The sequence below is a fragment of the Halioglobus sp. HI00S01 genome (genome assembly GCF_001635445.1).
GTDB classification, from domain to species: domain Bacteria; phylum Pseudomonadota; class Gammaproteobacteria; order Pseudomonadales; family Halieaceae; genus Halioglobus; species Halioglobus japonicus.
The window spans coordinates 439,593-460,777 of record NZ_LWEE01000265.1 but is presented as its reverse complement, the minus strand read 5'-3'; the positions used below and the strand labels follow the sequence as shown (position 1 = coordinate 460,777).

Here is a 21,185-nt window from a genome sequence, read left to right as displayed (position 1 = left end):
GTGGTTGAGAAGAACTAAAAGTGTGCTGATCGCACCAAATACGCCAGTACCGTTAACCCCATTTACTATTGTCTTAGTTGTTCCAACCTCGCGGGCTTTAATCTCCTCATCGGCGGGGCCTATGGTGTGGGTTACCACATGGCCAAATCCTTCCTTGAGCCGCAAGCGTTCGATTGCAGCTACAAGCCCTCCGAGGCTGAGAAGAAGATTCCCGAGCAATTGGCAGACAAATGGTCGCAGGGTGATACGGATGCCCTGGCGATGCTGTGGGCCGATAACGTCAAGTACGAAAGTTGGGTGGGTATCGGCAAGATACGCTCTGTGTATCAGGAAATCTTCGACTGTACGACCAACAGAAAACTAGTCATTCGCTCCACCGAGTGGACCCGAGATCCGGTGACTGTCACGGGAGAAGCGATGCTATACGCCACGGGCTGCGGTTGGTGGCCTGAGGGTAAACTGTTCAAGTACTCACTCACGCTCAATGCGGCGGGTGAGATCGATCAAATGTTCTGGTGGTGGCGAGACGAATTTCAGGTGGCATCCCTGTAATCTCAATACGCCCCTCGCTGGCGCTTCTACCGCAGCGCTGATCCACAAAGCTGGATACCGGCTCAAGGACGGGGCGACCGGTGCAGTAACACTGATCCAGCGCTTCGGATCCGCCCTGAACCTCAACATACATTTTCACATCCTGTTTCCGGATGGTGTCTATGTGTATCGCAACAATCGACCACCCCGATTTCGCCGCGTCAAAGCACCGGACAAGAGCGAGTTGGAGGATCTGGTTCAGTTGATCAGCCAGCGTGTAGGTCGCTGCCTGGAACGCCAGGGCTTGCTGGAACAGGATACCGAGAGCGCCTGGCTGGACCTCGACCCCGCCGAGGACACCGACGCCATGCCCCAAATTCTGGGTAGTTCCGTCTCCTACCGCATAGCCGTCGGGCCACAGCAGGGACGTAAAGCGTTCATGATTCGCACCATACGTCCCCTTGACAGACCTGATCCCGGACTGGAGCGGGTGGCCAAGGCCAATGGATTCTCGCTACACGCCGGAGTGAGCTGTGAAGGACATCAAAAGGACAAGCGTGAGCGGCTGTGTCGGTATATTTCCCGCCCTGCTGTCGCCACACCGCGTCTATCTCAGCCCCACCGGCAAGGTGGTCTACACCCTGAAGACGCCCTACCGGGATGGCACCACGCAAGTGGCATTCGAGCCGGTGGATTTCATCGCACGTTTGGCTGCCCTGGCGCCTAAGCCCCGCGTTAATCTTACCCGCTATCACGGCGTGCTGGCCCCCAACCACCGGTGGCGTGGGGAGGTCACCCCGGCCAAACGTGGCAAAGATGTGAAGCGCATATCCAATGATGAAGTACGCTCAACTGTCGAGCATCACGCTGCGATGACCTGGGTCCAGCGACTCAAACAAGTATTCAATATCGATATTGAAGTTTGCAGTCGCTGCGGCGGATCCCTCAAAGTGATCGCCTGCATAGAGGACCAGGACGTTATCGATAGAATTCTGGCTCACCTTCGAGAGAAGGAACAGGACATTGCACCGCTCCCATTGCTCACACCTCCTCCCAGGGCACCACCTGAGGCATTGCCTCTTTTCGCTGGTAAGGATTCCAGCTCAACCGCAATCATTTAGCAAGGAAGCCACCAAATAACGCGCGGCATGGGCTGTTGCGCGCCTTCCTTCAAGAATTAACGGATAGGAATGGCAAGCTCAAAGCCGCGAACATATTTTCAGGGCAATAAACAGTTAATTCGCGAACTTATCCAGCTAAGTCAACAGAATAGGCGAGAAGATCTACTCCCACTAGACCGTTTATTTTTCCTATACTTACAAGTGTGATGACTTGTATCAGCTATACCAACCAATGATTAAAGAAATCTATCTGCGAGTTGGTGGTAATTTTGGGTAACAAAAAATGACGCTTAGCAAATGCTAAGAAAAATTTAATTATTTAAAGGATTCGTCATTGAAGAATCATATATTGGTTGGGACGTACCATAAAACCGGTTCAGTATGGATGTATAATGTATTTTTGAGCTTAGCGAAAAAATTGAATGTTCCTTTTTATCACATTACTGCACATACGCATTTTTATAAAAATGAATTAAAAAGCCCAGAGGGTGTCAATGCTTTCCTTGAAGCACTTAGTAAAACTAATGAATTTGCTATTGTGTTTGACGATCACAGTACTTTTGGCGAGATAGAAGAAGCAAAATATTCCAAATTTAAAGGAATACGATTAGCACGCCACCCCTTATCTGTCATTTGCTCCTCAGCTAAATACCATCAATGGTCTGAGGAGCCTTGGCTGCATTCGCCTATGAAAAAATTTCATGGGCAAACATACCAACAGGCGATAAATTCTCTTCCCGATGAAAATGCAAGATATCAATTCGAAATGAGGCATTCTGCAGCTAAAACCATCAATGACATGGCGAGTTTCAAAGCTTGGCCTTTTTTTAAGACTTTCGAATTCGAAACACTTATGGAAGATACTAGTTTTGTCAGTTTTACTCAGTTATTTTCTCATTTGGGGCTAGAAGGTAAAGAAGTGATTTGGGCACTTGAATCTGTTTATCAGCATTCTATTTTCGGCGAGTTGCAAAGAGACAGCTCTACTCACATTCAAAGTGATGGCAAAACTGTCTATGGTATCGACTGGAATAGTGAAACTATACAATTGTTTTCCGAACTGTTTGCAGAAGCGACCCAAACTTTAGGGTTTTCATGTCCCGACTTTGTTAAAGAAAAAAGCAGTGAATAATTATGTACAAACGAATTATTGACGTGCCCCCTGGAACGAGTCCAGCTTTCGAGTTAGAGCGCCATTGATTTTGCCTCTGTTTGCTCCCCGGGCACAACCCAGTTCACATTCGACTGTTTAGTCTGGGGTGCCGGTGGTTTGTAGCCCAATGAACTGTGTGGTCGTACTTCGTTGTAATGCCTGCGCCACCCCTCGACAAGTATCTGGGCTTCCCTCAGCGTATAGAATATCTCCCCATTCAGGAATTCGTCCCGGAGCCTGCCGTTAAAATTTTCGTTATAGCCATTCTCCCAGGGACTCCCCGGCTCGATGAACAACGTCTTCACGCCCAGTCTTTCCAGCCATGTCCGGACAGCTAAGGCCGTGAACTCTGATCCATTGTCAGAGCGAATATGTTCAGGCGGACCATGCTTCAGAAACAGCTCTGCCAGAGTCTCCAAGACCGCCTCATGATCCAGCCGCCGTTCTGTACGGATCGCCAGACACTGACGGCTGTACTCCTCAATGACCGTCAGCATCCGGAAGGGTCGGCCGTACTCGGTAGCCAGGTCCAGGATCGCTCGCGTGAGGGCAGTCTCATCAGAACGCTGGACCAGTATCCTGCGCTGCGTGGACCGCGGTTGACCGATCACCTTGCAGGCTCGGCGCTCCGAGACACGCATCGTCGAGGTGATATGGCTGACTGCCTGTCGGCGCCGTTCGGGGCTCAGTAGTTTCCCTTGGTGACCTCCTCCAGGATGGCCTTGTCCAAGGCCTGTTCAGCGACCAGCTTCTTGAGGCGGGCGTTCTCACGCTCCAGATCCTTGAGCTTCTTGGCCTGGGAGACCTGCATGCCGCCGTATTCCTTGCGCCAGCGGTAGTAGGACTGCTCCGAGATGCCCAGGGCCCTACAGACCTCGCCGACGGTACTCCCGCCGGCCAGCCTAACCTCGGCTTCGCGCAGCATGTGGATGATTTGCTCGGGTTTGAATCCCTTTCTTGCCATGATCGGATACTCCGTCTTGTGGGTAAAAGTCTCCCTCACAAGCTGGATTCGATCTAGGGGGTCAGGTCACGTTCTTACCGTTCGGGTCACCTTGAAAAGAGCAGCCCCACACCCAAGCTTCTTTGCCGAACACGAACTCAAGAAACTCCTGGTTGTTAATAGGCGCGCGGTCAGCCCCCACCTTTGGCTTCTCGTCACTCATCATCGGCCACCCCTGCCAGTAGGTCGAACTGCTCCTTGGTGAGCCACCAGTGGATACAAGTTCCAGATTCGCCGGCAGGACGCCAAGCAGGACTTGCCAACAAAGTTCCCTCGCGGAAACTAAACTACCCGGCAGTACCGACGCTGTCGCGTGGTAGGTATCTGCCGCACTTTGAAAACGCTTCTTGTACTCAGCACCCATGGGGCGCAATACACCTATCCGTTTAGCGTTGATGATTACCGGCTCCTCAAGCAGGTTGCAGCCGTTCGGGAATATTTCAACTGCGAACAGTTTTACGAAAGTAGTCATGTTCCACCCCCTACGCTACGTTTTGCTGCAAAGCAGACAGGTCGGGGTTGTAGCCGTAGTGAACACCACGCTCGCAGTTCCAAGGGATGGGCTCACGCGGGTCCGTGAACGCCCATACCCAGATGCCGTTGATCTTCTGGACGTCGCCGGACTTTACTCCGAGCACGATGTCCTCCCGCCAGTACAGACGGTTGTTCAGAACAGAACAACAGTGGGTGGGGGAAACGACTGCATCTTCGCGCCAATCCAGTCGTAGAAAACTTTGGTGGAAATACCAAAGCAGTCAGCACAATCACGTGCCGATAAGAGATTAATAGTTTGCATAATTTTGAACCTAAAACGCGTCAAAGTCCCGCTTTCGCGGTCCCGACACCGGGTAACCACACCCGCTGGAGCATTGCGCTCTCTAGGTTCTCTATTCGGCCACAGCTGCCGGTTATTACGCCGGGGGAGATCGGCCTGCTCTTGGCAGGTTCCCGCTCTGCGCAGCACCGAAGTGCCTGTCTACTCAACTCCCTGAACCTCGTTACCTTCCTGAGAGGTGTCGCCGCTCTCGTCCCAATAACAAGGTCTTTTGCCGAGGTACGCCGTACCACGACGTCCTCCCATGCTATCACACCGGATATATGGCCCACCAGATGGTGTTTCCGGCGAGACCGCTCCCGGTTTTCGCCCGCATACCAGCAAGCGCCCCCCGGCCCCGAGGGTTAGGAAGTGGGCTAGATACTACCGGGTGGACTACAGAGTGGACTACGAAGGCCCAGAAACGAAGAAGCCCCGACGATGCGGGGCTTCTTAAAATGGCGCGCCTGGCACGATTCGAACGTGCGACCGCCTGGTTCGTAGCCAGGTACTCTATCCAGCTGAGCTACAGGCGCGTTGAGGGTGCGTACTATAGGGACGAAGTTATTTAGAGTCAAGCGCTTAGCGGTGAATTATTTTGTCCAATTTTTAACCATCATACCGCCAGCCTTAGGCTGTCCCGGGCCTCCCTTTTCAGCTCCTCGCGGAAATCCGGGTGGGCGATGTTAATCAGGTCTCGGGCCCGCTCCGCCCGTGATCTGCCACGCAGCTCGGCGATGCCCCACTCCGTCACGGCGTAGTCCACCTGAGCTCTTGTGGTCACCACCCCGGCGCCCCGCTCCAGCGCCGGCACGAAACGGCTGAGGCTGCCCTTCTTGGCGATACTGGGCAGGGCGATAATGGAGTTTCCGTGCTTGGAAAAGGTGACGCCCGCTACAAAATCCACTTGACCGCCGACACAGGAATAAATTTTGTGGCCCATGGAATCGGCGCAGACCTGACCCGACAAATCGATTTGAATCGCGCTGATAATTGACGTCACCTGCGGGTTCTTGACGATACGACCGGATTATTCACAAACTCAATATCGAGGAACACCACCTCAGGATTGTCATTTACAAACCGGTACAGTTGCTCACTGCCCATGGCAAATCCGTTCACCGTGCGGCCGCGGCTGACTTTCTTGTTGCTGTTATCAATCACGCCCGACTCAATCAGACCAACCACGCCGTCGGAAAACATTTCGGTATGTACACCCAGGTGGCGCTTATCGCCCATACAGGTGAGGGCTGCATTGCGGATGGCCCCTATGCCCATTTGCATGCAATCGCTATCGTCTACCTGCTCCGCTACGAGCTAGCCGATGCGCCGCTCTACATCAGATTCCGGCGCTGTCTCCGGTGAAATTGACGGACGGTCGTTCATGTAGGCGGAATCAATGTCGCGGATATTGATAAAGCTATCGCCGTGAGTGCGGGGCATAGAGGGATTGACGTGTTGATCCGGCGAGGGAACCTGTATCAGGGCCGTGTCCAACTGCTAGTGACCGCTGCGAAACTCCTTGAGGATCCCTGACAGAGACATAGGCACATATTATGCCCCGCCATAGTTAATCAGCTGTCGAGTTGATTTACCGGCAAAGTAGCATCGATTCCGCAAGTGCTCGCCCAATGCTGGCGATGCCACCTCTTCTGCATGCTCAAGGTGCAATTGCATAAGTTCCACATCACTCAGTGTCAGTGCATGCTGGGCCGGGGCTTCAACTAGAACCGTCGGCGTCGCGGCTATGGAGTGACACCAGATATGCTCGCCTGAGCCGATGGTCTGGAATGCCTCAAGTGCCGTATTGGTAAACAGAGCCATGGCGACATCACCTATCGAACATGCAGTGAAAAGTTAGCGGGCTCGCGATCAAGGTAACCCAGTAATTCTTGTAGGCGTTCCTCGTCACCAATGTCCGTACCGGCCGGTTTGCCCGCGAGCACCGAGCGCAGTTGGGCAATGGTCAACCGCACCCGTGGCAAGCCATCGGGTAACGGTGCTTCTACCACCTCGAGAATACTGTTGCGCAGAGTGACGTGGAACTGCTCCTGCACGGCGCCCGAGTCCGCATTCAGAAATTCAAATCCCAACTGCAGCCAAGTCGCTCCTGCTTTCTCGGCGTCGACCTGGTAGCGCCAGCTCTGCAGCAATTCCCCCGGCGGCAAGGTACCTGCGACAACGCGCTGACCCATGCCCAGCAACATACGGGTATTCACCTTGCCCTCGAGCTCGTTGGCGCCGTTGAGATACCAGGCGCGAGCAATGGTATTGATTTCGCCGTAACCCCGCGCGCGTAGCGCAGCTGCTTTCAGGTATCTGGCATCCCAATCAAGGTTGTCGACCCTCACCAGCAGCTGCGTCAGCTCCGCCGCAAACTGATAGTCTTCAGCAAAAAATGCCCGCTCGGCTTCCGCAAACACCTTTTCACGACCGCCCATGAGTTTCACGTAGCGACGCGCTTTCTCCACGGGTTCCGTGGGCAGCAGATCGGTGGCATCGCCGCTAAACCAGCTGACCCAGCCGTGATAAATCTCGGGAGCGATTATCCAGGGCGTGCCGCACATGGGGCTGGTGTAAGGCGGATGATCAAGGTGCGCGGGCAATTCCAGAAACTGCTGTTGTAACTGGTCTGCGTTATAGCCCTTGTTGATATAACGAATGGATTGATCCCAGATGTACTAGATGGCATCGCGGCTCACGGTGACGGCACGCTGGATTTCTGCCGCGTCACCCATGGGCATGATGTGAGAACCCAACAGCCAATCGGGTTTAATGTCTCTCACCCTGTCCAGGGCGCGAATGTAATTTTGCGGTGGGCGAGGCTTGGAACCGCGAATCGAATGAACGTTGGCCAGGGCGTAAAAGAACTCATCGCCCATGATCATGAGATTCATGTCCGGCAGGTACAAACCAAACTCGGAGATTGCTTCGCCACCGGTATAAATCACCTCGAGGTTCACACCGGCGATCTGCAGCGACATATCCTGGTCCATGGTATGCGTTGGCCGAATATAGCCGGGGGCGCCGCCGAGTATATTCGGCGCACAACAGCCGTGATAGTGCTGCTCGTCTTTGCCCAACAGATCGGGGCCATAGTAAAACGCACCCATGAGCTGGCGCGGCAGGAAGGCCCCAAACTCCTGCGCGAGCTCACGCTCGAAGTTTTCCCAAGCGTAAATCTGCACCTCTCCGCGGTCTACCTGAGCCTGACTGACCAGCGCCGAGGTACCGTTGTAATGATCGGTGTGGTGATGTGAGTAGAAAATCGCCTTGATCGGCTTGTCGGAAATTTTGCGAATCTCGCGAGCAATGTGCTCACCGGCTTGAACGTTTACGCTGGTATCGTAGACGATCAGTCCATCTTCGCCCTCGATAATCGTGCTGTTGCCGATCCAGCCGCCCGGCACGTGCACGGTCCACACCCGGTGTTCGCCGGCACGGTAGGTACCCGATTTCTCGGTGAACAGCTTTTTGTGCTCCTGGAAGTACGCAGGCCAGCTGCGTTCAACATGGTAGGGGCTTTGCTCCTCTAAGACTTCTGCCTGGCCGTATACCAGTGCGGACGCAAGGCCCGCCAGAAATACGATGACCGCTGCGATCCGCATAAATGCTCTCTCCCTGAGCCTGTCTATTTACTGTCGGGTGTATCCCGGAACCGAATTCATGAACAATCTAATCGGCCAGTTACCCTCACCGATATGAATGACGAGGCCGTAATTATCGTTGTCATAGTCACGCAGCCACTCATATTCAATCTGTACCGGCAACTCAATGGGTTCCGGCTCATCGGGCTTGCGCCCTACTACGACCACCTCTTCAATGCTGTCCGGGTCGTCGACCACGTCCTTGGGCACTGCCAGGGTCACCTTCTGCATACCCTCGGCGCCGCCGGGCTCAATCGACATAAGCTCAACACCCAAGGTATCGCCCTTGTGTCCTGTGACAAACTCCAGCCAGTCGCTTTGCAGCGAAGTCGCTTCCTGGGCAGTAGCCAAGCTTGTGCTCGCCAACATTGCAGCGATCAGTAGGGTTTTCTTCATGATTGTGGCTCCTGGTCTATGACAACACCGCCGCGTTCCTGGGCCAATTCGCGCCCGGCATGCCCCGAGAGCCACAAGGCGCGCAGCAGGTTGACCGCTGCCATGCTCAGGTGTTGCTCTGCAGCCTCCAGAGCAAGGCCCGCCGCCTGTGCCTTTTGCTCTGCCGACAGGTGGCCGGCCTTGGCGGTCATCTCAGCATCCACACCGGCAATGACTGCGCGAATCTCGCGCGCCGCCTCTTCAGAGGCGACTCTCAATTCGTCAGAAAACTGCTGGAATTCGGCTGCGTTCATCGTCATGGCCCGGGCACTGCGCCAGGTCAAACGCGCGGGCATGGTCGCAAGGTCGAAACCCATGGACATCATTTTGCCAATCATTGATTCTCATCCGGATTACGTCAGGCCAGTGCAGTATACGCTATTTCCCAGGGGCATCCGTGTCGTCGCTGCCAGGCAGAATAAAATCCGGCAGGTTCTGCTTGCGGCGCATCCAGTTCAGTGCGCCATACACACCGGATTGCGACACGATATAGCCCTCAAGCCGGTGCTTACCCGGGAAATTCATCAGCATCACACCCACCAGCAGCGTGAGGAGACCCTGGCCAGGCATGAACAGCAGCACAATACCCAGCAGCACAAACAGCGCGCCTATCAGGTTCTTCACTCCAACCACCAGGTGTTCGGCAACCCCCCGGGTTCGCTGGGAATGACGACGATGTGGCCTGGCAAAATAATCGGCGGGCAGCTTACGCACTACCCAGGGAACCGCCACCAGCGCCACAATGGCCATGCCAACCGATAACACCGTTGCAGCGAACACCACTTGGGACAGCCACTGCGGTGCTTCCATCAGCCGGCCTCCCCAAACTGCGCACGCGCCAGGGCAATCCGCTCATCGTGCCCTTTGGCCCTGGCGGCAATAGCGGCGGCCAGGGTCAATCGATTGCGCAGCCCCGTCTGATTGGCCACTTGAATGGCCAGCCCCGGGCGAGCATTCAGTTCCAGTAACATGGGCCCACATTCACGATCGAGCACTACATCCGCGCCCAGGTAGCCCAGCCCGGTCATCTCAACACAACTGGCCGCGAGGTCGAGCACCCGCTCCCAATGGGGAATCACCAGATCGGCAAAGCAGGCGCCAGTGTCAGGGTGCGCATCGATGAGGATGTCGTTCTGTACCGCCCTGACACTGCGGCCACTGCCGATATCAATGCCTACCCCCACGGCTCCCTGGTGCAAATTAGCCTTGCCGTCAGAGGCATGGGTGGCGCAGCGCATCATGGCCATGACAGGCACGCCCTTAAACGCAATCACCCGAATATCGGGAACGCCTTCGTGGCTGTAGGATCCCAACACAGGGTCAAAATCGATCAGCGCCTCAATCATCGCGCAGTCATTGCGGCCGCCAAGGCTGTGCAAGCCGGCCAGGATATTGCTGACATGGCGACACACATCCGCGGCGTGGATTTCGCGTCCGGAAGACTTAATAAAACGATCGCCGCGACGGCCCACCACCACCAGAATACCCTTACCGCCGCTCCCCTGTGCGGGTTTGATCACAAACCCCTCGCGACCGGCTAGCACATCGAGCACTGCATTGACTTCGTGCTGATAGCGAATAACGCCGTAAAGCGCCGGCACAGGGATGCCACGCTGCTCCGCAGCCTGTTTGGTTAACAGTTTGTTGTCGACGAGGGGGTAGTTGCGACGCGGATTGTACTCACCGATGTAACCAATATTGCGCTCGTTCATACCGAGCATGCCAGCGGCGCGCAGACGCGACGGCCGGGCAAACCATTTCACGGCTTGTCACCCATGGCCCGAAAACGATACAACTCAGTAAGACGATATCCAGTGTACTTGCCCAGTAACAGAATCAGGCCCAGCAGAGTAAGCGTCAGTTCCGGAAAATTAAATGTGAGGTGTGACGCCAACCGATTGGACATTGCCAGGTATGCCAATGTGGCCACGAGCAAACTACCACTGCCCTGTACGAGCACCTCGTGAGGCCCCTCCTCTTCCCACAGAATAGACATCCGTTCGATCGTCCAGGCCAAAATAATCACCGGGAAAAATGTCACCGACAGCACCTGATCCAGGCCCAGTCGATAACTGGTCAGCGCCAACGCGGACATCAGGAAAATCACCACAATGACCACAGCGGATATACGGGACACCAGCAATAGATTCATGTGCGACAACCATCCACGAATCCACAGCCCTGCCGCCACCAGGCCCAGGAAAATCGCCAGTCCCAGTAACAGCGTAGTTTGTATAAACGCAATCGCAATAAGTATGGGCATAAATGTGCCCGAGGTTTTGACCCCGACCAGCAATCGCATAATGACAACAACCAGCGCGGCCACAGGAATCAGTAGCAATCCCTTGAAGACACCCTGCTGCTCCACCGGCAGCGCATATATGGAGAAATCCAACAGTGCATAACGTCCCGAACGCTGTTCCATGGCCAGCACCGAACGCGAGGGCAGGCTGTTGCTCACCAGGGCAAATTCCAGGCGTGAATTGCGTGCGCCACTTACATTCAGCACAGCGTCTTCGCTGCGTTGCCAGATAAAGAAATCCTCGGGCAGGCCAGCCTGCCCGGTACGTGGATCAAATACCTGCCAGCGCTCGCCGTCGTGGATTTCCAACAGGGTACTCAGGGTCTGACGGCGACGGCCATCCTCCAGACGCACCCCCCGCAAGGCCGTGGCGGGAATTTCCGCCAGCGCCAGAGTCAGCAACAGTACGTCGCCGGAATCCTCATCCCAGGTGCTGAGCAGAAAGCGTCCGTCGGGATCGGTTGTGCGTGAATCCAGTGCGCGAATCAGGAGTTGCGTGAAGCTGGTGCGGTCCGAAGATTTAGCCTCTAGCACCTCTATAAGACGCAGCATGGCAGCGCGTTGATCGGCCGTCAGCAGCGGCACGGCAAGCGCCGGTACATCGCGTTGCTTAAGTTCCCGCGGATTTTGCCGATATGCCTGTAACTTGTAGTAAAGCGTCGCCGGTTCAGCCAGCTCGCTGCGGGTCCACGTGGCGCGGCGTGATTCGTCCTGGGTCACGGCAAAACCAAACCCGGAGGAGGCAAAGTGTTCGTCGAGCACGACCCAACCGGCAAGCTCCGATGGCAGCGTCAGGTCGGCCTGGACCGGACCGTCGCCGGGGCGAAAGCTGATTTTGGACTCAATGGTCCAGACGTCGCGATATTCTCCCGGCAGCAGCGGGAATCCGAGAAAGAAAACCTTGTAAACCATGAGGCCGACGCCCACCAGAATCAGGGTGGCCGCGACGAGCTCTATTCTGACGCGGGTGCTAAGCACTACATGGCCTGCGTATGCCGGCGGCTTACATCGACAATGGCCGCATCAACCAGGAAGTTGCGACCCACCAGTAGCGGAAATTCGAAGTCCTGGCGGTCCGACAGGGTGACGTCAACGCGGGAACGCATGTCGCCCAGCGTCAGCCACATCCTCACCACGAAGCGCCGCTCAGGCTCCCTTGAATGCTGCTTGATCAACACCTGGCGGCGCAGCCGCAACTCCATGGGTACCAGTTCATCGCTCTGGGGGTCGGGCACCGAAAAACGGACGTAGCGCTTGCCCTCCTTCTCCACAAGGCGAACCTGCTCTGCATGAATGGACGTGGTTTCGGCGCCGGTATCAATGCGCGCCTGCATGCGCAGGCCTGCCGGCTCCACATCAACCCACTCTACTGCACCAATAATGGGCAAATGCATATCACCGGCGGTGGTCGCCGATGGCGGCTCAGTGGTGATGACTGGTGTCGGAACCTGAACGATTTTCTCGACAATCTGGACCTCGGGATCCGGGCATTGCAGTACCTCACAGGCCGGACAGGCTTTGGGTTCAGGGCAATTGACCACCTCGGGCTCAGGCGCAACTGTCGTACACCCACCCAGCAACATCAGCACCAAAAAAATGACTGTAAATCTCATGCGCGGAAGGGTAATGAATCCACCTTCGGAAGTACAGAAAACAAGCCGTGAATCAGCCGTTGGGCCCGGCGCCAATTATCTGGAGAAATCTCCACTTTTTGCTGGACCGGATACCTGGCGCTCCATAGTCTGAAGAAAGTCATCGGTTTCGGAGTGGGCAGTAATGAAACGACCGCTAATCTCGATTGTTCTCCTGAGCAGCCTGGCCCTTGGCCCCTCGGCGCTGGCCGGCGTGTATATGTGTGTCGATCCGGACACCGGCAAGAAAACCTTCACAGACCGCGCCTGTCCCAGCAAGGGCAAGGGCAGCAAGGTGAAGGTAGAGACCACCAACTTCGGCGAGGGCGTCGCCAACAAGCGTCGCGCTAACGCCACCTGGACCAGCCACATAGACACCACAGTCTCCGGCCGCAAGAACTTCAAGGACGATCCGGCCGTCACTACCCACGTCAACGGCAACGGCTTACTCGGCGCAGGCAGCTAAACCTCCCCCACAGCACCGGTTTTCGTCTAGAATTCGCCCTTTAGACGAACCGGAGCTCCACCATGAAAGCGCTCGTCAAGCGAGAAGCCCGCGAAGGGATTTGGCTGGAAGACGTCCCAGAGCCTGAGCTGGGCATTAACGACGTTCTTATCAAGGTAAAACGCACCGCCATTTGCGGTACAGACATGCACATCTATAACTGGGACGCCTGGGCCCAGAAGACCATTCCTGTTCCCATGGTGGTCGGGCATGAGTTTGTCGGCGAAATCGTGGACGTGGGCAGTAACGTCAACGACTTCCGTCCGGGGCAGATTGTCTCCGGCGAGGGCCATGTTGTCTGTGGCCGCTGCCGCAACTGCATGGCCGGACGTCGCCACCTGTGCAACCAGACTTCGGGCATCGGGGTGGATCGCCCCGGATCGTTTGCAGAGTACGTCGCGCTCCCCATGTCCAATGTCTGGGAGCATACGCCCGGTATAGACCTGGATGTGGCCGCCCTCTTCGACCCCTTCGGCAATGCAACCCACACCGCACTGCAGTTCGATCTGCTGGGCGAAGATGTTCTCATTACTGGCGCTGGCCCGATTGGGGCTATGGCAGCGGCCGTATGCCGCCACGCCGGAGCCCGCCACGTGGTTATCACCGATGTTATTGATGCCCGACTTGAACGGGCAGCAGCGCTGGGCGCCACCCGTACGGTCAATGTCTCCCGGGAAAGCATCAGCGATGTCCAGCGCGAACTGGGCATGCACGAGGGTTTTGATGTGGGTCTGGAAATGTCGGGTAATGCCCGGGCGTTTAACGACATGATCGACAGCATGTGTCACGGCGGCAAAATATCCATTCTCGGCATCCCCGGCGAAAACACCGCCATCGACTGGAACAAGGTGATTTTCAATATGCTCACCCTGAAAGGCATTTACGGCCGGGAAATGTACGAGACCTGGTACAAGATGTCGGTGATGATTGATTCGGGGCTGGATATCTCACCGGTGATTACTCACCGCCTACCCTTCACCGAGTTCCAGCAGGGCTTTGACGTCATGAACAGCGGGGAGGCCTCCAAGGTCATCCTCAATTGGGAGGCATAATCGTGTACGACCGTTTTCAGGAACACCTGGCCAGCGAACTCAAAGGGATTGAGGAGGCAGGCCTGTATAAACACGAACGTCAGATCACCACGCCCCAGGGCGCTCGGGTGGGCGTGCGCGACGGTGAAGTGCTCAATCTCTGTGCCAATAACTATCTGGGGCTGGCACAACACCCCGAGGTCAACGCAGCCGCCGCGCAAGGCCTGGAAGAATGGGGCTACGGCATGGCCTCGGTACGCTTTATCTGCGGCACCCAGACCCTGCACAAGCAACTGGAAGACAAGCTCAGTCAGTTTCTTGGCACGGAAGACACGATTCTTTACCCCTCCTGTTTCGACGCCAACGGCGGCTTGTTCGAAACCCTGCTGGGCGCAGAAGACGCCGTTATTTCCGATGAGTTAAACCATGCCTCTATCATCGACGGTGTGCGTCTGAGCAAAGCCCAACGCTACCGTTACAAGAACAACGACATGGCCGATTTGGAGGCGCAGCTACAGGCAGCGGATGCTGCCGGGGCTCGCTTCAAACTCATTACCACCGACGGTGTGTTTTCAATGGACGGCTATATTGCGCGCCTGGATGAGGTGTGTGATCTGGCGGAAAAATACGACGCCCTGGTTCACTTCGATGACTGCCATGCCACCGGATTCATCGGCGGTGGCGGCCGTGGCACCCACGAGCTACGCGGCTGCATGGACCGGGTAGACATTATCACCGGAACGCTCGGTAAGGCACTCGGCGGTGCCTCGGGAGGATACACTGCCGCGCGCCAGGAGATTGTCGACCTTCTGCGTCAGCGCTCGCGACCATACCTGTTTTCAAATACGGTGGCGCCGCCGGTGGTTGCCGGCGCGCTCAAGGCCATCGACCTCGTCACCGAGTCACCGCAGCTGCGTGAGCGCTTGCAACACAATACCGCGGTCTTCCGCGAGGGATTACAACAGCATGGCTTCGAACTCCTGCCCGGTGAACACCCCATTGTGCCGGTTATGCTACACGACGCAGCGCTGGCAGCCCGCTTTGCCGAAGCGGTACTCGCCCGGGGTGTATATGTGATCGCCTTTTCGTTTCCCGTGGTCCCCCGGGGCAAGGCGCGCATCCGCACCCAGATGTCGGCGGCCCTGTCCGACGACGATTTGGCGTTTGCCATCGAGGCCTTCGGCCGCGCCAAGTCCACGCTGGCATAANCGCCTCTTGTGAGTGCGTTCANCCCACCGCCGATACTGCGTAATTGCCACGTTCAGACGCTGATTTCCAGCACACCTCTACGCGCCTGGCCACTGGCACGGCGCACCCGGCAACTGCAGGCCGACGCAGAAGATGTCATTCTTGATTGTTCCGATGGTATTCGCCTGCACGGGCTTTACAACGCCAATCCTGAACCCTCGCGCGGACTCGCTATTCTCCTCCATGGCTGGGAGGGAGACGCCCAGTCGAGCTACCAGTTGTCCAATGCCCACACGCTGTATCAGGCAGGGTTCAGTGTGTTCCGACTACACCTGCGCGATCACGGCCCCAGCCATGCCCTCAACCCAGAACTTTACAACTCCACCCGATTGCGGGAAGTCATTGATGCGGTGGGTGAAATCCTGCATCGCTACCCCCACCACCGGCACTATATGGCCGGGCACTCACTGGGCGGTAATTTCACCCTGCGCGTTGCCGCCCGGGCACCGGAGTTTGGTATTCACCTCGACAAAGTCGTCGGCGTCTGTCCGGTGCTCGACCCCTGGCGCACCATGCAGGCCATTGAGGCGGGCAGCCCCATCTACCACCGCTACTTCGTGCACCGCTGGAAGCGCTCCCTGAAAATCAAACTCGAGCATTATCCGGAACTCGGCTATGGCGATACCTTGCTGGAACTTCAGACGCTGGGAGACATGAACGACTACTTTGTCCCCCACTATACCGACTATGCAGACTCGCGCAGCTACTACCACGCCTATGCACTCACCGGCGATACCCTGCGCAACCTGCAAATACCCGCGCATATCATCCTCAGCCAGGATGACCCGATGATTCCCTGTGATGATCTGGAAGACCTGGCTCGCAGCGATAACCTGAGCATCGAAACACCGCGCTATGGTGGCCACTGTGGCTTTCTGATGAACTGGCAACTGGATGGCTGGATCGACCAGCGACTGTTACACCTTTTCCAATAGGCACAGGCATGTCATACGTGTCGAGCGTGGAGGGACTACACCCGATTACCGGAGTGGGGCAAGCGTAGGGCAACTTACTTGTTGCTTCCCTGATCAACGTCACGACACCATTGGGCCAGCAGCGACGCCAGGGCAGCGCGCTGCTGGTCGGCTTTGCGCTCATTGCGAATGTCGTCGAATATTTTGGCCAGTTGGCGACGCTGCTTGTCATCCAACCACTCCAGGGCAGGCTCCTCAAGTTTCAGGGTATCCCGCACAGCATGGGTTCGCAGGCTGATGCCTCGATGGTGCTGGAGTGCCCTGCCCATGACCACAAACGGAAAATTGGCGTTACGCGAGGGCCCATATGCCAGTTCGGTGCCGCCGCTGGGCACACCGCTGACCTTCCATTGAGCAATCTCATCCGCATGTTTACGCACCTGACGGCGCGCAGTGAAGGCACCGCCGATGCCCGTGATCAGGGTGCCCAAACCGCCTGTCAGGCCGCCTGTGGCTCCGTCAATCACCAGGCCCGCGCCGCCGCCAACCAGGCCACCGGCCGAGGTAGCCGCAAGCAGTAACTGCTTTTCGCTTAACCCCCACAGATACCAGTTTTGCTGATTGAAGAGGTCATCGTCCTCAAGGGCGAGGCGGTTCTCAGAGGTTTGCAAATCGGTGTAGTAGAACAACTCTTCCACCTGACGGCGACAGCGTTTCTCGGCGCTCTCCAGGTGGTGCTTGTACTGACGTGCCAGGACTGCCTTGACCGGCGCTTCCGGCGCTCCCTCGGGGATCTTCTGGCTGGCGCTGTAAGTGAGCGCTTCACAGACCAGGTCACTGATTAAATAGGCGGAGTTTTCATGCTGGCTGGCACGATCGGCTTCCAGCACCTCCACGGCGCGCTTAAGAGGTTGCTGCCACTCCGGGTCGAGATGACCAAACAGTGCCAGCAGATCCAGTTGCTTGCGGCGCTCTGCTCGATGCGCATCGAACGTGCGCACAGTCTGGAAATACTGGCCCAGTCCCGCGGTCCATTCATCCACGAAGTCTGTGCTGTCAATCGGGTTGATCAATGCGAGGCTGGGCCGTCCGGTCCAGCGCAAAATTTCCATTTCCGCCTCATAGTCGGCACCAAAGGGATGCGAACCATCCACCACGTAAATAATCCCCGCACCATCCATGATCGGCGCCAGTGCCTCACACTCATAACGATACTGTGGGTCCTGGGCATGCGCTGCCAGAAACTCGCGCACGGTGTCAGCCCGTGAGGCAGCGTTATCGTTGTGATCCTGCAGCCACGCCAGCAATGAGCGAGCGCGCTGTAACCCGGGCGTATCGATCAGTTCATACAGTGTTTCACCGTCAATCTGCATGGGAAAACGACGCATGGCCTGGGTCGAGCCTGCTTTGGCAGCAATATGTACAGAGTCGTCCCTGGCCAGCGTAGCCACAATCGACGACTTACCTTTATTTGGCCGGCCCACAACCGCGAATGCAGGAATGCTATCAGTGTGCATCGTCATCTCATGGCCACCGCAGTGGTTCGCACTGCACGAACGGTAAAGCCACGTCGTGCGCAAAGGCCTGCCATTCTTCGAGGTCGTGCTCGGCTACAGCTTTCCCAACCAATGGCACCAGGCACAGGATACATTGGGGGATCCCCTCCAACCTGGCCAGTGTATCGCCCAGGTCTGCCAGGGGAGGCTCCCAGGCCTTGACCAGCACCAACAGTTGCTCAGGGCCATAGGCATTGACCCGGGCAATAGTCGCCAGGTCTTCGTCCACCGTTCCCAGGCCCAGAGACAACCGGTTGGCAACAGGTACCCGCGCGAGCAGGGGTTGCAGTTCAAGTTCCGCCTCTCCCAGCGCCTGTACCCAGTTGAGCAGCATCGCTCCCTCGTCGATGTCCACCGGTGCGATGTCCTGCGTCGGAGCCACGACCACATCCTGGGATTGCGCCTGGGTGCTGACATCCGGCGCGCGCATTCTGGAGAGGATGGCCGCGGCGCCTGGCAGTGCCACAAAGGCCTTGTTCAGTGCGCGACGATAGGCCACCCGCGAACCCACCAGCAACAGCAGCCGCGGCAGTAGTGCATAGCACGCCATACTCATGAACAGAAGCCACCACCAGGCGGAGCGCCCGTCGGCGGTGAGCTCGGACAGTTCGGGNGAGGCCGCGTAGTAGCGAGTGCCCGCCACTATTTCTGGGTTGAGCGCCGTCACAGGCAGCCAGCCCTGCCAGGGTGCCGCCAGCCAATGACATAGCGTCATCATAATCTCATTGCTGATACTGAAGGTTGATCCCCAGACAAAGCCGAAGCCGGTTACCAACGCCAGTCCCAGGAACGCCACCATGGTGCCGGCACAAAATAGTAGACCAAACTCCTGCCCGTAGCGCAGCAGCAGAAGGCGCAGCGTGCCACTGTTTTCACTCAGCAGACGGGCATCGGGAATCTGTCTGCGGGTAATCAGCCGCGCCGGGTTCAGCGGCGAAACCGAGGGTGGTCTGCCGCCGACGGAACGCAGCAGCACCGCCAGGCCAAGCGCCGATCCCAGCAGCTGCAACACCACGAATAGCGCCAGAAACAACAACACGTTGACCAGGGCATTGGGACTGGCGAGCAGAAATCCGCCCATCATCAGTATGCCCAGTACCAGCGCCGCGAGGCGCAAGGCCAGTGCTACTACCGCGCTGTGATTGTCGACCTCCTCCGAGACCGGCGCCTGCTGTTCCCGCGCCGCCACCCAGAACAGCAATCTGCCCATATCGTCTGTGGCATGGCAATCCTGGCCAATGACGTGGTCGCGCTGGCGCAGTGTCGACAAGCTGGCATCGCGATCTGCTGCTACCAGCCTGGCCAGCGCATAGAGATCCTGTAATTGGGGCGAGGTGCCCTCTGCTGCCATTCGCAGTACTCGTTTTCCTGACTTGGGCCACATGATAGATTAATCTGCCCTGCTTTTGGACGACGAATATTGCGATGAAGCAATGTATCTACTGCCTGATGATTTTTGTGACCCTACTGACGGGCTGTTCTGAGCCAGTCGGGCCGGAGTCACAGATCAGGGCCAATATTATTGCCATGGAGGACGCATTGTCCGAGCGCAGTCCGGGCGATTTCCTGGAACACCTCTCTGCATCCTTTATCGGTGGCAAACAGAATCGAGGGGATTTGACCCGCGAAGACGCCAAACGGCTGCTCGGTGTGTATTTCCTTCGCTATCGCAATGTCGACGTACTGGTGTCACAGGTGAACGTCGAACTCGACCCCTACGAGGAGGCATTGGCTACGTCTTCAGCAACGGTTGCACTCGCCGGGGGGCGCGGACTGATTCCGGACTCGGCCCGTCTGTATCAGGTCAGCGGCCAATGGCAGAACTTCGACGGCACCTGGAAGCTCACTCGGCTGAACTGGGAGTAGGCATTAATGCCGGCCGGCCTGAATCGGCCCGCCACGGGTAAAACCTGGAACCTCACAGAGGCGGAGCACTGATCGAATCCGCCAGGCTAAACGTACACGTCCAAAAGGAGATACGTATGCCCCGCTTTATCACACTCGTCATCCTGGTCTTGTCACTGGGCGCATGTAGCTCGGTCAGTGTCTCTGACTACCGCACATTTAAGCCGACCTTTAAGGTAGAAGAGTTCTTCCAGGGTAGCTTGACCGCCCATGGCGTGGTGAAAAACCGCAGTGGCAAGGTCATCCGCACGTTCAGCGCCGACATCGACGCCCAATGGCGGGATGGCATCGGCACCCTGGACGAAGACTTTGTCTTCGACGACGGCGAGCAACAGAACCGGATCTGGACACTGACACCCCGCGGTGATGGCAGCTATACTGGCACTGCGGGTGACGTCACTGGCGAGGGCCTGCTCACCCAGGCCGGTAACAGTGTCTTCCTGGACTACACGCTACAGGTGCCCTATCGCGGCGACACCATTGATGTGAGAGTGGACGACCGCATGTACCTGCTCACCCCGGATCTGCTCATCAATGAATCGAAAATGCGCAAATTCGGGGTGCGTGTGGGTGAGATTCTACTGGTAATACAACGGGTGCCCGGCGGCGCTTAGCCGGCGTTGTGGTACACCTTCTGCACGTCTTCTACATCGTTGAGCATATCGAGAAATTTTTCAAACATCGGTTCATCGTCAGCGGGAATCGATGCGGTTTCTTTGGGCACGAACTGAATCTCTTCCACTTCAAATTCTATGCCCTCAAACGCCTCGGTGAGCGCCTGGCGCACCTTGGCAAACTCGGTGTGAGGCGCAAAGACAGTGATCTTGCCGTCTTCACACTCAATATCTTCTACCTCAACATCGGCCATCATCAACGCCTCTAACGCTGCTTCCTCGTCGTTGCCGGGGAACACAAAGATAGCGCTGTGATCAAAGGAATGGCTGACACTGCCGGGGGTGCCCAGTTTGGCCTTGGTCTTGGTGAAGCACACCCGGACATCGCCAATAGTGCGATTAGGGTTGTCGGTTAGACAGTCGACAATCACCATACAACCGCCGGGGCCAAAACCCTCGTAACGGGCGGGTGCAAAGTCTTCGCCCGAGCCACCTTTGGCTTTGTCGATCGCTTTGTCGATGACGTGTGCGGGCACCTGGTCGCGTTTGGCGCGATCGATGGCGCTGCGCAGTGCCAGGTTACCATCGGGATCAATACCGCCCTGTTTCGCGGTGACATAGATCACGCGCGCATGCTTACTGTAGACACGGGCCTTCTGGTCCGACGTCTTGGCCATGGATTCCTTGCGGTTCTGGTAGGCTCTGCCCATGGGTTTGGCTCCTGAAAAAGGGCAGATTATACAAGGAGAGCCCCGCGATAAAAACAAACACAGGG

General features: G+C 56.8%; 25 protein-coding genes, 1 tRNA gene and 2 pseudogenes. 9 read left to right on the top strand and 19 right to left on the bottom strand.

Features of this window, described 5'->3' with window-relative positions; all coding sequences use genetic code 11:
- Positions 1-138 precede the first annotated feature (138 nt).
- From A3709_RS19470 to A3709_RS23455, 3 genes and pseudogenes are all read left to right on the top strand, one after another.
- Positions 139-552 carry a hypothetical protein gene (locus A3709_RS19470; protein ID WP_156507860.1) on the top strand — a complete coding sequence of 138 codons (414 nt, stop codon included), beginning with the start codon at positions 139-141 and terminating at the stop codon, positions 550-552.
- Positions 485-1,652 (top strand): annotated as a pseudogene (locus A3709_RS24105) (transposase). The gene A3709_RS19470 and the pseudogene A3709_RS24105 overlap by 68 nt, the downstream one beginning before the upstream one ends.
- 334 nt (positions 1,653-1,986) lie before the next feature.
- On the top strand, positions 1,987-2,784 hold the full coding sequence (locus tag A3709_RS23455) for a hypothetical protein (protein ID WP_156507859.1): 798 nt from the start codon (positions 1,987-1,989) through the stop codon (positions 2,782-2,784).
- A 53-nt stretch (positions 2,785-2,837) separates the two neighbouring features.
- Here A3709_RS23455 and A3709_RS19455 read toward each other — a convergent pair.
- From A3709_RS19455 to A3709_RS19390, 16 genes and pseudogenes are all read right to left on the bottom strand, one after another.
- A pseudogene (locus tag A3709_RS19455) lies at positions 2,838-3,769 on the bottom strand (integrase core domain-containing protein).
- A 61-nt stretch (positions 3,770-3,830) separates the two neighbouring features.
- Positions 3,831-4,280, bottom strand: coding sequence for a hypothetical protein (locus tag A3709_RS19445; protein WP_066058491.1), 450 nt, complete (start codon positions 4,278-4,280; stop codon positions 3,831-3,833).
- Between the two features lie 10 nt (positions 4,281-4,290).
- Positions 4,291-4,446, bottom strand: a complete 156-nt coding sequence (locus tag A3709_RS23450; RefSeq protein ID WP_156507858.1) for a hypothetical protein — start codon at positions 4,444-4,446, stop codon at positions 4,291-4,293.
- Positions 4,447-5,081: 635 nt separating this feature from the next.
- Positions 5,082-5,158 (bottom strand) — tRNA-Arg (locus A3709_RS19435).
- 80 nt (positions 5,159-5,238) lie between these two features.
- Positions 5,239-5,625 (bottom strand): acetyl-CoA hydrolase/transferase C-terminal domain-containing protein, encoded by a 387-nt coding sequence (locus A3709_RS24690; protein WP_231871253.1) that lies wholly within the window; start codon positions 5,623-5,625, stop codon positions 5,239-5,241.
- Positions 5,622-5,906 carry a hypothetical protein gene (locus A3709_RS24685; RefSeq protein ID WP_231871252.1) on the bottom strand — a complete coding sequence of 95 codons (285 nt, stop codon included), beginning with the start codon at positions 5,904-5,906 and terminating at the stop codon, positions 5,622-5,624. Before A3709_RS24685 ends, A3709_RS24690 begins: the two co-directional genes overlap by 4 nt.
- A gap of 33 nt (positions 5,907-5,939) precedes the next feature.
- Positions 5,940-6,119, bottom strand: a complete 180-nt coding sequence (locus A3709_RS24680; protein ID WP_231871251.1) for a hypothetical protein — start codon at positions 6,117-6,119, stop codon at positions 5,940-5,942.
- 57 nt (positions 6,120-6,176) lie between these two features.
- The gene (locus A3709_RS24675; protein WP_231871250.1) at positions 6,177-6,446 is read right to left on the bottom strand and encodes a hypothetical protein; all 270 of its coding nucleotides are present in this window, start codon (positions 6,444-6,446) and stop codon (positions 6,177-6,179) included.
- Between the two features lie 11 nt (positions 6,447-6,457).
- A complete protein-coding gene (locus A3709_RS19425; RefSeq protein ID WP_255359761.1) occupies positions 6,458-7,234 on the bottom strand; it encodes an alkyl sulfatase dimerization domain-containing protein in 777 nt (258 codons plus the stop codon).
- Positions 7,235-7,303: 69 nt separating this feature from the next.
- Positions 7,304-8,230 (bottom strand): alkyl/aryl-sulfatase, encoded by a 927-nt coding sequence (locus A3709_RS19420; RefSeq protein WP_066058482.1) that lies wholly within the window; start codon positions 8,228-8,230, stop codon positions 7,304-7,306.
- A 27-nt stretch (positions 8,231-8,257) separates the two neighbouring features.
- Entirely contained in the window at positions 8,258-8,665 is a 408-nt protein-coding gene (locus tag A3709_RS19415; protein ID WP_066058479.1) for a hypothetical protein, read from the bottom strand.
- Complete coding sequence (locus A3709_RS19410; protein ID WP_066058476.1) at positions 8,662-9,042, bottom strand: hypothetical protein; 381 nt, start codon at positions 9,040-9,042, stop codon at positions 8,662-8,664. The genes A3709_RS19415 and A3709_RS19410 overlap by 4 nt, the downstream gene beginning before the upstream one ends.
- Positions 9,043-9,082: 40 nt before the next feature.
- Complete coding sequence (locus tag A3709_RS19405) at positions 9,083-9,514, bottom strand: hypothetical protein (protein WP_066058473.1); 432 nt, start codon at positions 9,512-9,514, stop codon at positions 9,083-9,085.
- On the bottom strand, positions 9,514-10,467 hold the full coding sequence (locus A3709_RS19400; protein ID WP_066058470.1) for an alpha-L-glutamate ligase-like protein: 954 nt from the start codon (positions 10,465-10,467) through the stop codon (positions 9,514-9,516). Before A3709_RS19400 ends, A3709_RS19405 begins: the two co-directional genes overlap by 1 nt.
- Entirely contained in the window at positions 10,464-11,984 is a 1,521-nt protein-coding gene (locus A3709_RS19395; protein ID WP_066058467.1) for an inactive transglutaminase family protein, read from the bottom strand. Before A3709_RS19395 ends, A3709_RS19400 begins: the two co-directional genes overlap by 4 nt.
- The gene (locus tag A3709_RS19390; protein WP_082850231.1) at positions 11,984-12,619 is read right to left on the bottom strand and encodes a RimK/LysX family protein; all 636 of its coding nucleotides are present in this window, start codon (positions 12,617-12,619) and stop codon (positions 11,984-11,986) included. The genes A3709_RS19395 and A3709_RS19390 overlap by 1 nt, the downstream gene beginning before the upstream one ends.
- A gap of 163 nt (positions 12,620-12,782) precedes the next feature.
- Between A3709_RS19390 and A3709_RS19385 the strand changes: the two genes are divergently transcribed.
- From A3709_RS19385 to A3709_RS19370, 4 genes are all read left to right on the top strand, one after another.
- The gene (locus tag A3709_RS19385) at positions 12,783-13,103 is read left to right on the top strand and encodes a DUF4124 domain-containing protein (protein WP_066058464.1); all 321 of its coding nucleotides are present in this window, start codon (positions 12,783-12,785) and stop codon (positions 13,101-13,103) included.
- A 62-nt stretch (positions 13,104-13,165) separates the two neighbouring features.
- Positions 13,166-14,194, top strand: a complete 1,029-nt coding sequence (gene tdh, locus A3709_RS19380; RefSeq protein ID WP_066058461.1) for an L-threonine 3-dehydrogenase — start codon at positions 13,166-13,168, stop codon at positions 14,192-14,194.
- 2 nt (positions 14,195-14,196) lie between these two features.
- A complete protein-coding gene (locus tag A3709_RS19375) occupies positions 14,197-15,381 on the top strand; it encodes a glycine C-acetyltransferase (protein ID WP_066058458.1) in 1,185 nt (394 codons plus the stop codon).
- 9 nt (positions 15,382-15,390) lie between these two features.
- Entirely contained in the window at positions 15,391-16,356 is a 966-nt protein-coding gene (locus A3709_RS19370; RefSeq protein ID WP_066058455.1) for a YheT family hydrolase, read from the top strand.
- A gap of 74 nt (positions 16,357-16,430) precedes the next feature.
- On the opposite strand, the gene A3709_RS19365 is transcribed toward A3709_RS19370, so the two are convergent.
- Together A3709_RS19365 and A3709_RS19360 are read right to left on the bottom strand one after the other, a co-directional pair.
- Positions 16,431-17,852 (bottom strand): DUF3482 domain-containing protein, encoded by a 1,422-nt coding sequence (locus A3709_RS19365; RefSeq protein ID WP_066058452.1) that lies wholly within the window; start codon positions 17,850-17,852, stop codon positions 16,431-16,433.
- 7 nt (positions 17,853-17,859) lie between these two features.
- Positions 17,860-19,242, bottom strand: a complete 1,383-nt coding sequence (locus tag A3709_RS19360; RefSeq protein WP_066058449.1) for a DUF2868 domain-containing protein — start codon at positions 19,240-19,242, stop codon at positions 17,860-17,862.
- Between the two features lie 74 nt (positions 19,243-19,316).
- Here A3709_RS19360 and A3709_RS19355 point away from each other — a divergent pair, with 74 nt between their 5' ends.
- On the top strand, positions 19,317-19,757 hold the full coding sequence (locus tag A3709_RS19355; RefSeq protein ID WP_066058446.1) for a hypothetical protein: 441 nt from the start codon (positions 19,317-19,319) through the stop codon (positions 19,755-19,757).
- Positions 19,758-19,873: 116 nt separating this feature from the next.
- Entirely contained in the window at positions 19,874-20,410 is a 537-nt protein-coding gene (locus tag A3709_RS19350) for a DUF3833 domain-containing protein (protein WP_066058443.1), read from the top strand.
- Here A3709_RS19350 and A3709_RS19345 read toward each other — a convergent pair.
- A complete protein-coding gene (locus A3709_RS19345; protein WP_066058438.1) occupies positions 20,407-21,120 on the bottom strand; it encodes a YebC/PmpR family DNA-binding transcriptional regulator in 714 nt (237 codons plus the stop codon). The two genes, A3709_RS19350 and A3709_RS19345, sit on opposite strands and share 4 nt — an antisense overlap.
- Positions 21,121-21,185 lie beyond the last annotated feature (65 nt).

Bases quoted from the DNA above. Each gene is read 5' to 3' on its own strand.
- A3709_RS19470 (WP_156507860.1), top strand. From the start codon at position 139: ATGGCCAAATCCTTCCTTGAGCCGCAAGCGTTCGATTGCAGCTACAAG.
- A3709_RS19445 (WP_066058491.1), bottom strand. From the start codon at position 4,280: ATGACTACTTTCGTAAAACTGTTCGCAGTTGAAATATTCCCGAACGGC.
- A3709_RS24685 (WP_231871252.1), bottom strand. From the start codon at position 5,906: ATGCAAATGGGCATAGGGGCCATCCGCAATGCAGCCCTCACCTGTATG.
- A3709_RS24675 (WP_231871250.1), bottom strand. From the start codon at position 6,446: ATGGCTCTGTTTACCAATACGGCACTTGAGGCATTCCAGACCATCGGC.
- A3709_RS19420 (WP_066058482.1), bottom strand. From the start codon at position 8,230: ATGCGGATCGCAGCGGTCATCGTATTTCTGGCGGGCCTTGCGTCCGCA.
- A3709_RS19415 (WP_066058479.1), bottom strand. From the start codon at position 8,665: ATGAAGAAAACCCTACTGATCGCTGCAATGTTGGCGAGCACAAGCTTG.
- A3709_RS19410 (WP_066058476.1), bottom strand. From the start codon at position 9,042: ATGATTGGCAAAATGATGTCCATGGGTTTCGACCTTGCGACCATGCCC.
- A3709_RS19405 (WP_066058473.1), bottom strand. From the start codon at position 9,514: ATGGAAGCACCGCAGTGGCTGTCCCAAGTGGTGTTCGCTGCAACGGTG.
- A3709_RS19390 (WP_082850231.1), bottom strand. From the start codon at position 12,619: ATGAGATTTACAGTCATTTTTTTGGTGCTGATGTTGCTGGGTGGGTGT.
- A3709_RS19385 (WP_066058464.1), top strand. From the start codon at position 12,783: ATGAAACGACCGCTAATCTCGATTGTTCTCCTGAGCAGCCTGGCCCTT.
- tdh (WP_066058461.1), top strand. From the start codon at position 13,166: ATGAAAGCGCTCGTCAAGCGAGAAGCCCGCGAAGGGATTTGGCTGGAA.
- A3709_RS19365 (WP_066058452.1), bottom strand. From the start codon at position 17,852: ATGCACACTGATAGCATTCCTGCATTCGCGGTTGTGGGCCGGCCAAAT.
- A3709_RS19355 (WP_066058446.1), top strand. From the start codon at position 19,317: ATGAAGCAATGTATCTACTGCCTGATGATTTTTGTGACCCTACTGACG.
- A3709_RS19350 (WP_066058443.1), top strand. From the start codon at position 19,874: ATGCCCCGCTTTATCACACTCGTCATCCTGGTCTTGTCACTGGGCGCA.
- A3709_RS19345 (WP_066058438.1), bottom strand. From the start codon at position 21,120: ATGGGCAGAGCCTACCAGAACCGCAAGGAATCCATGGCCAAGACGTCG.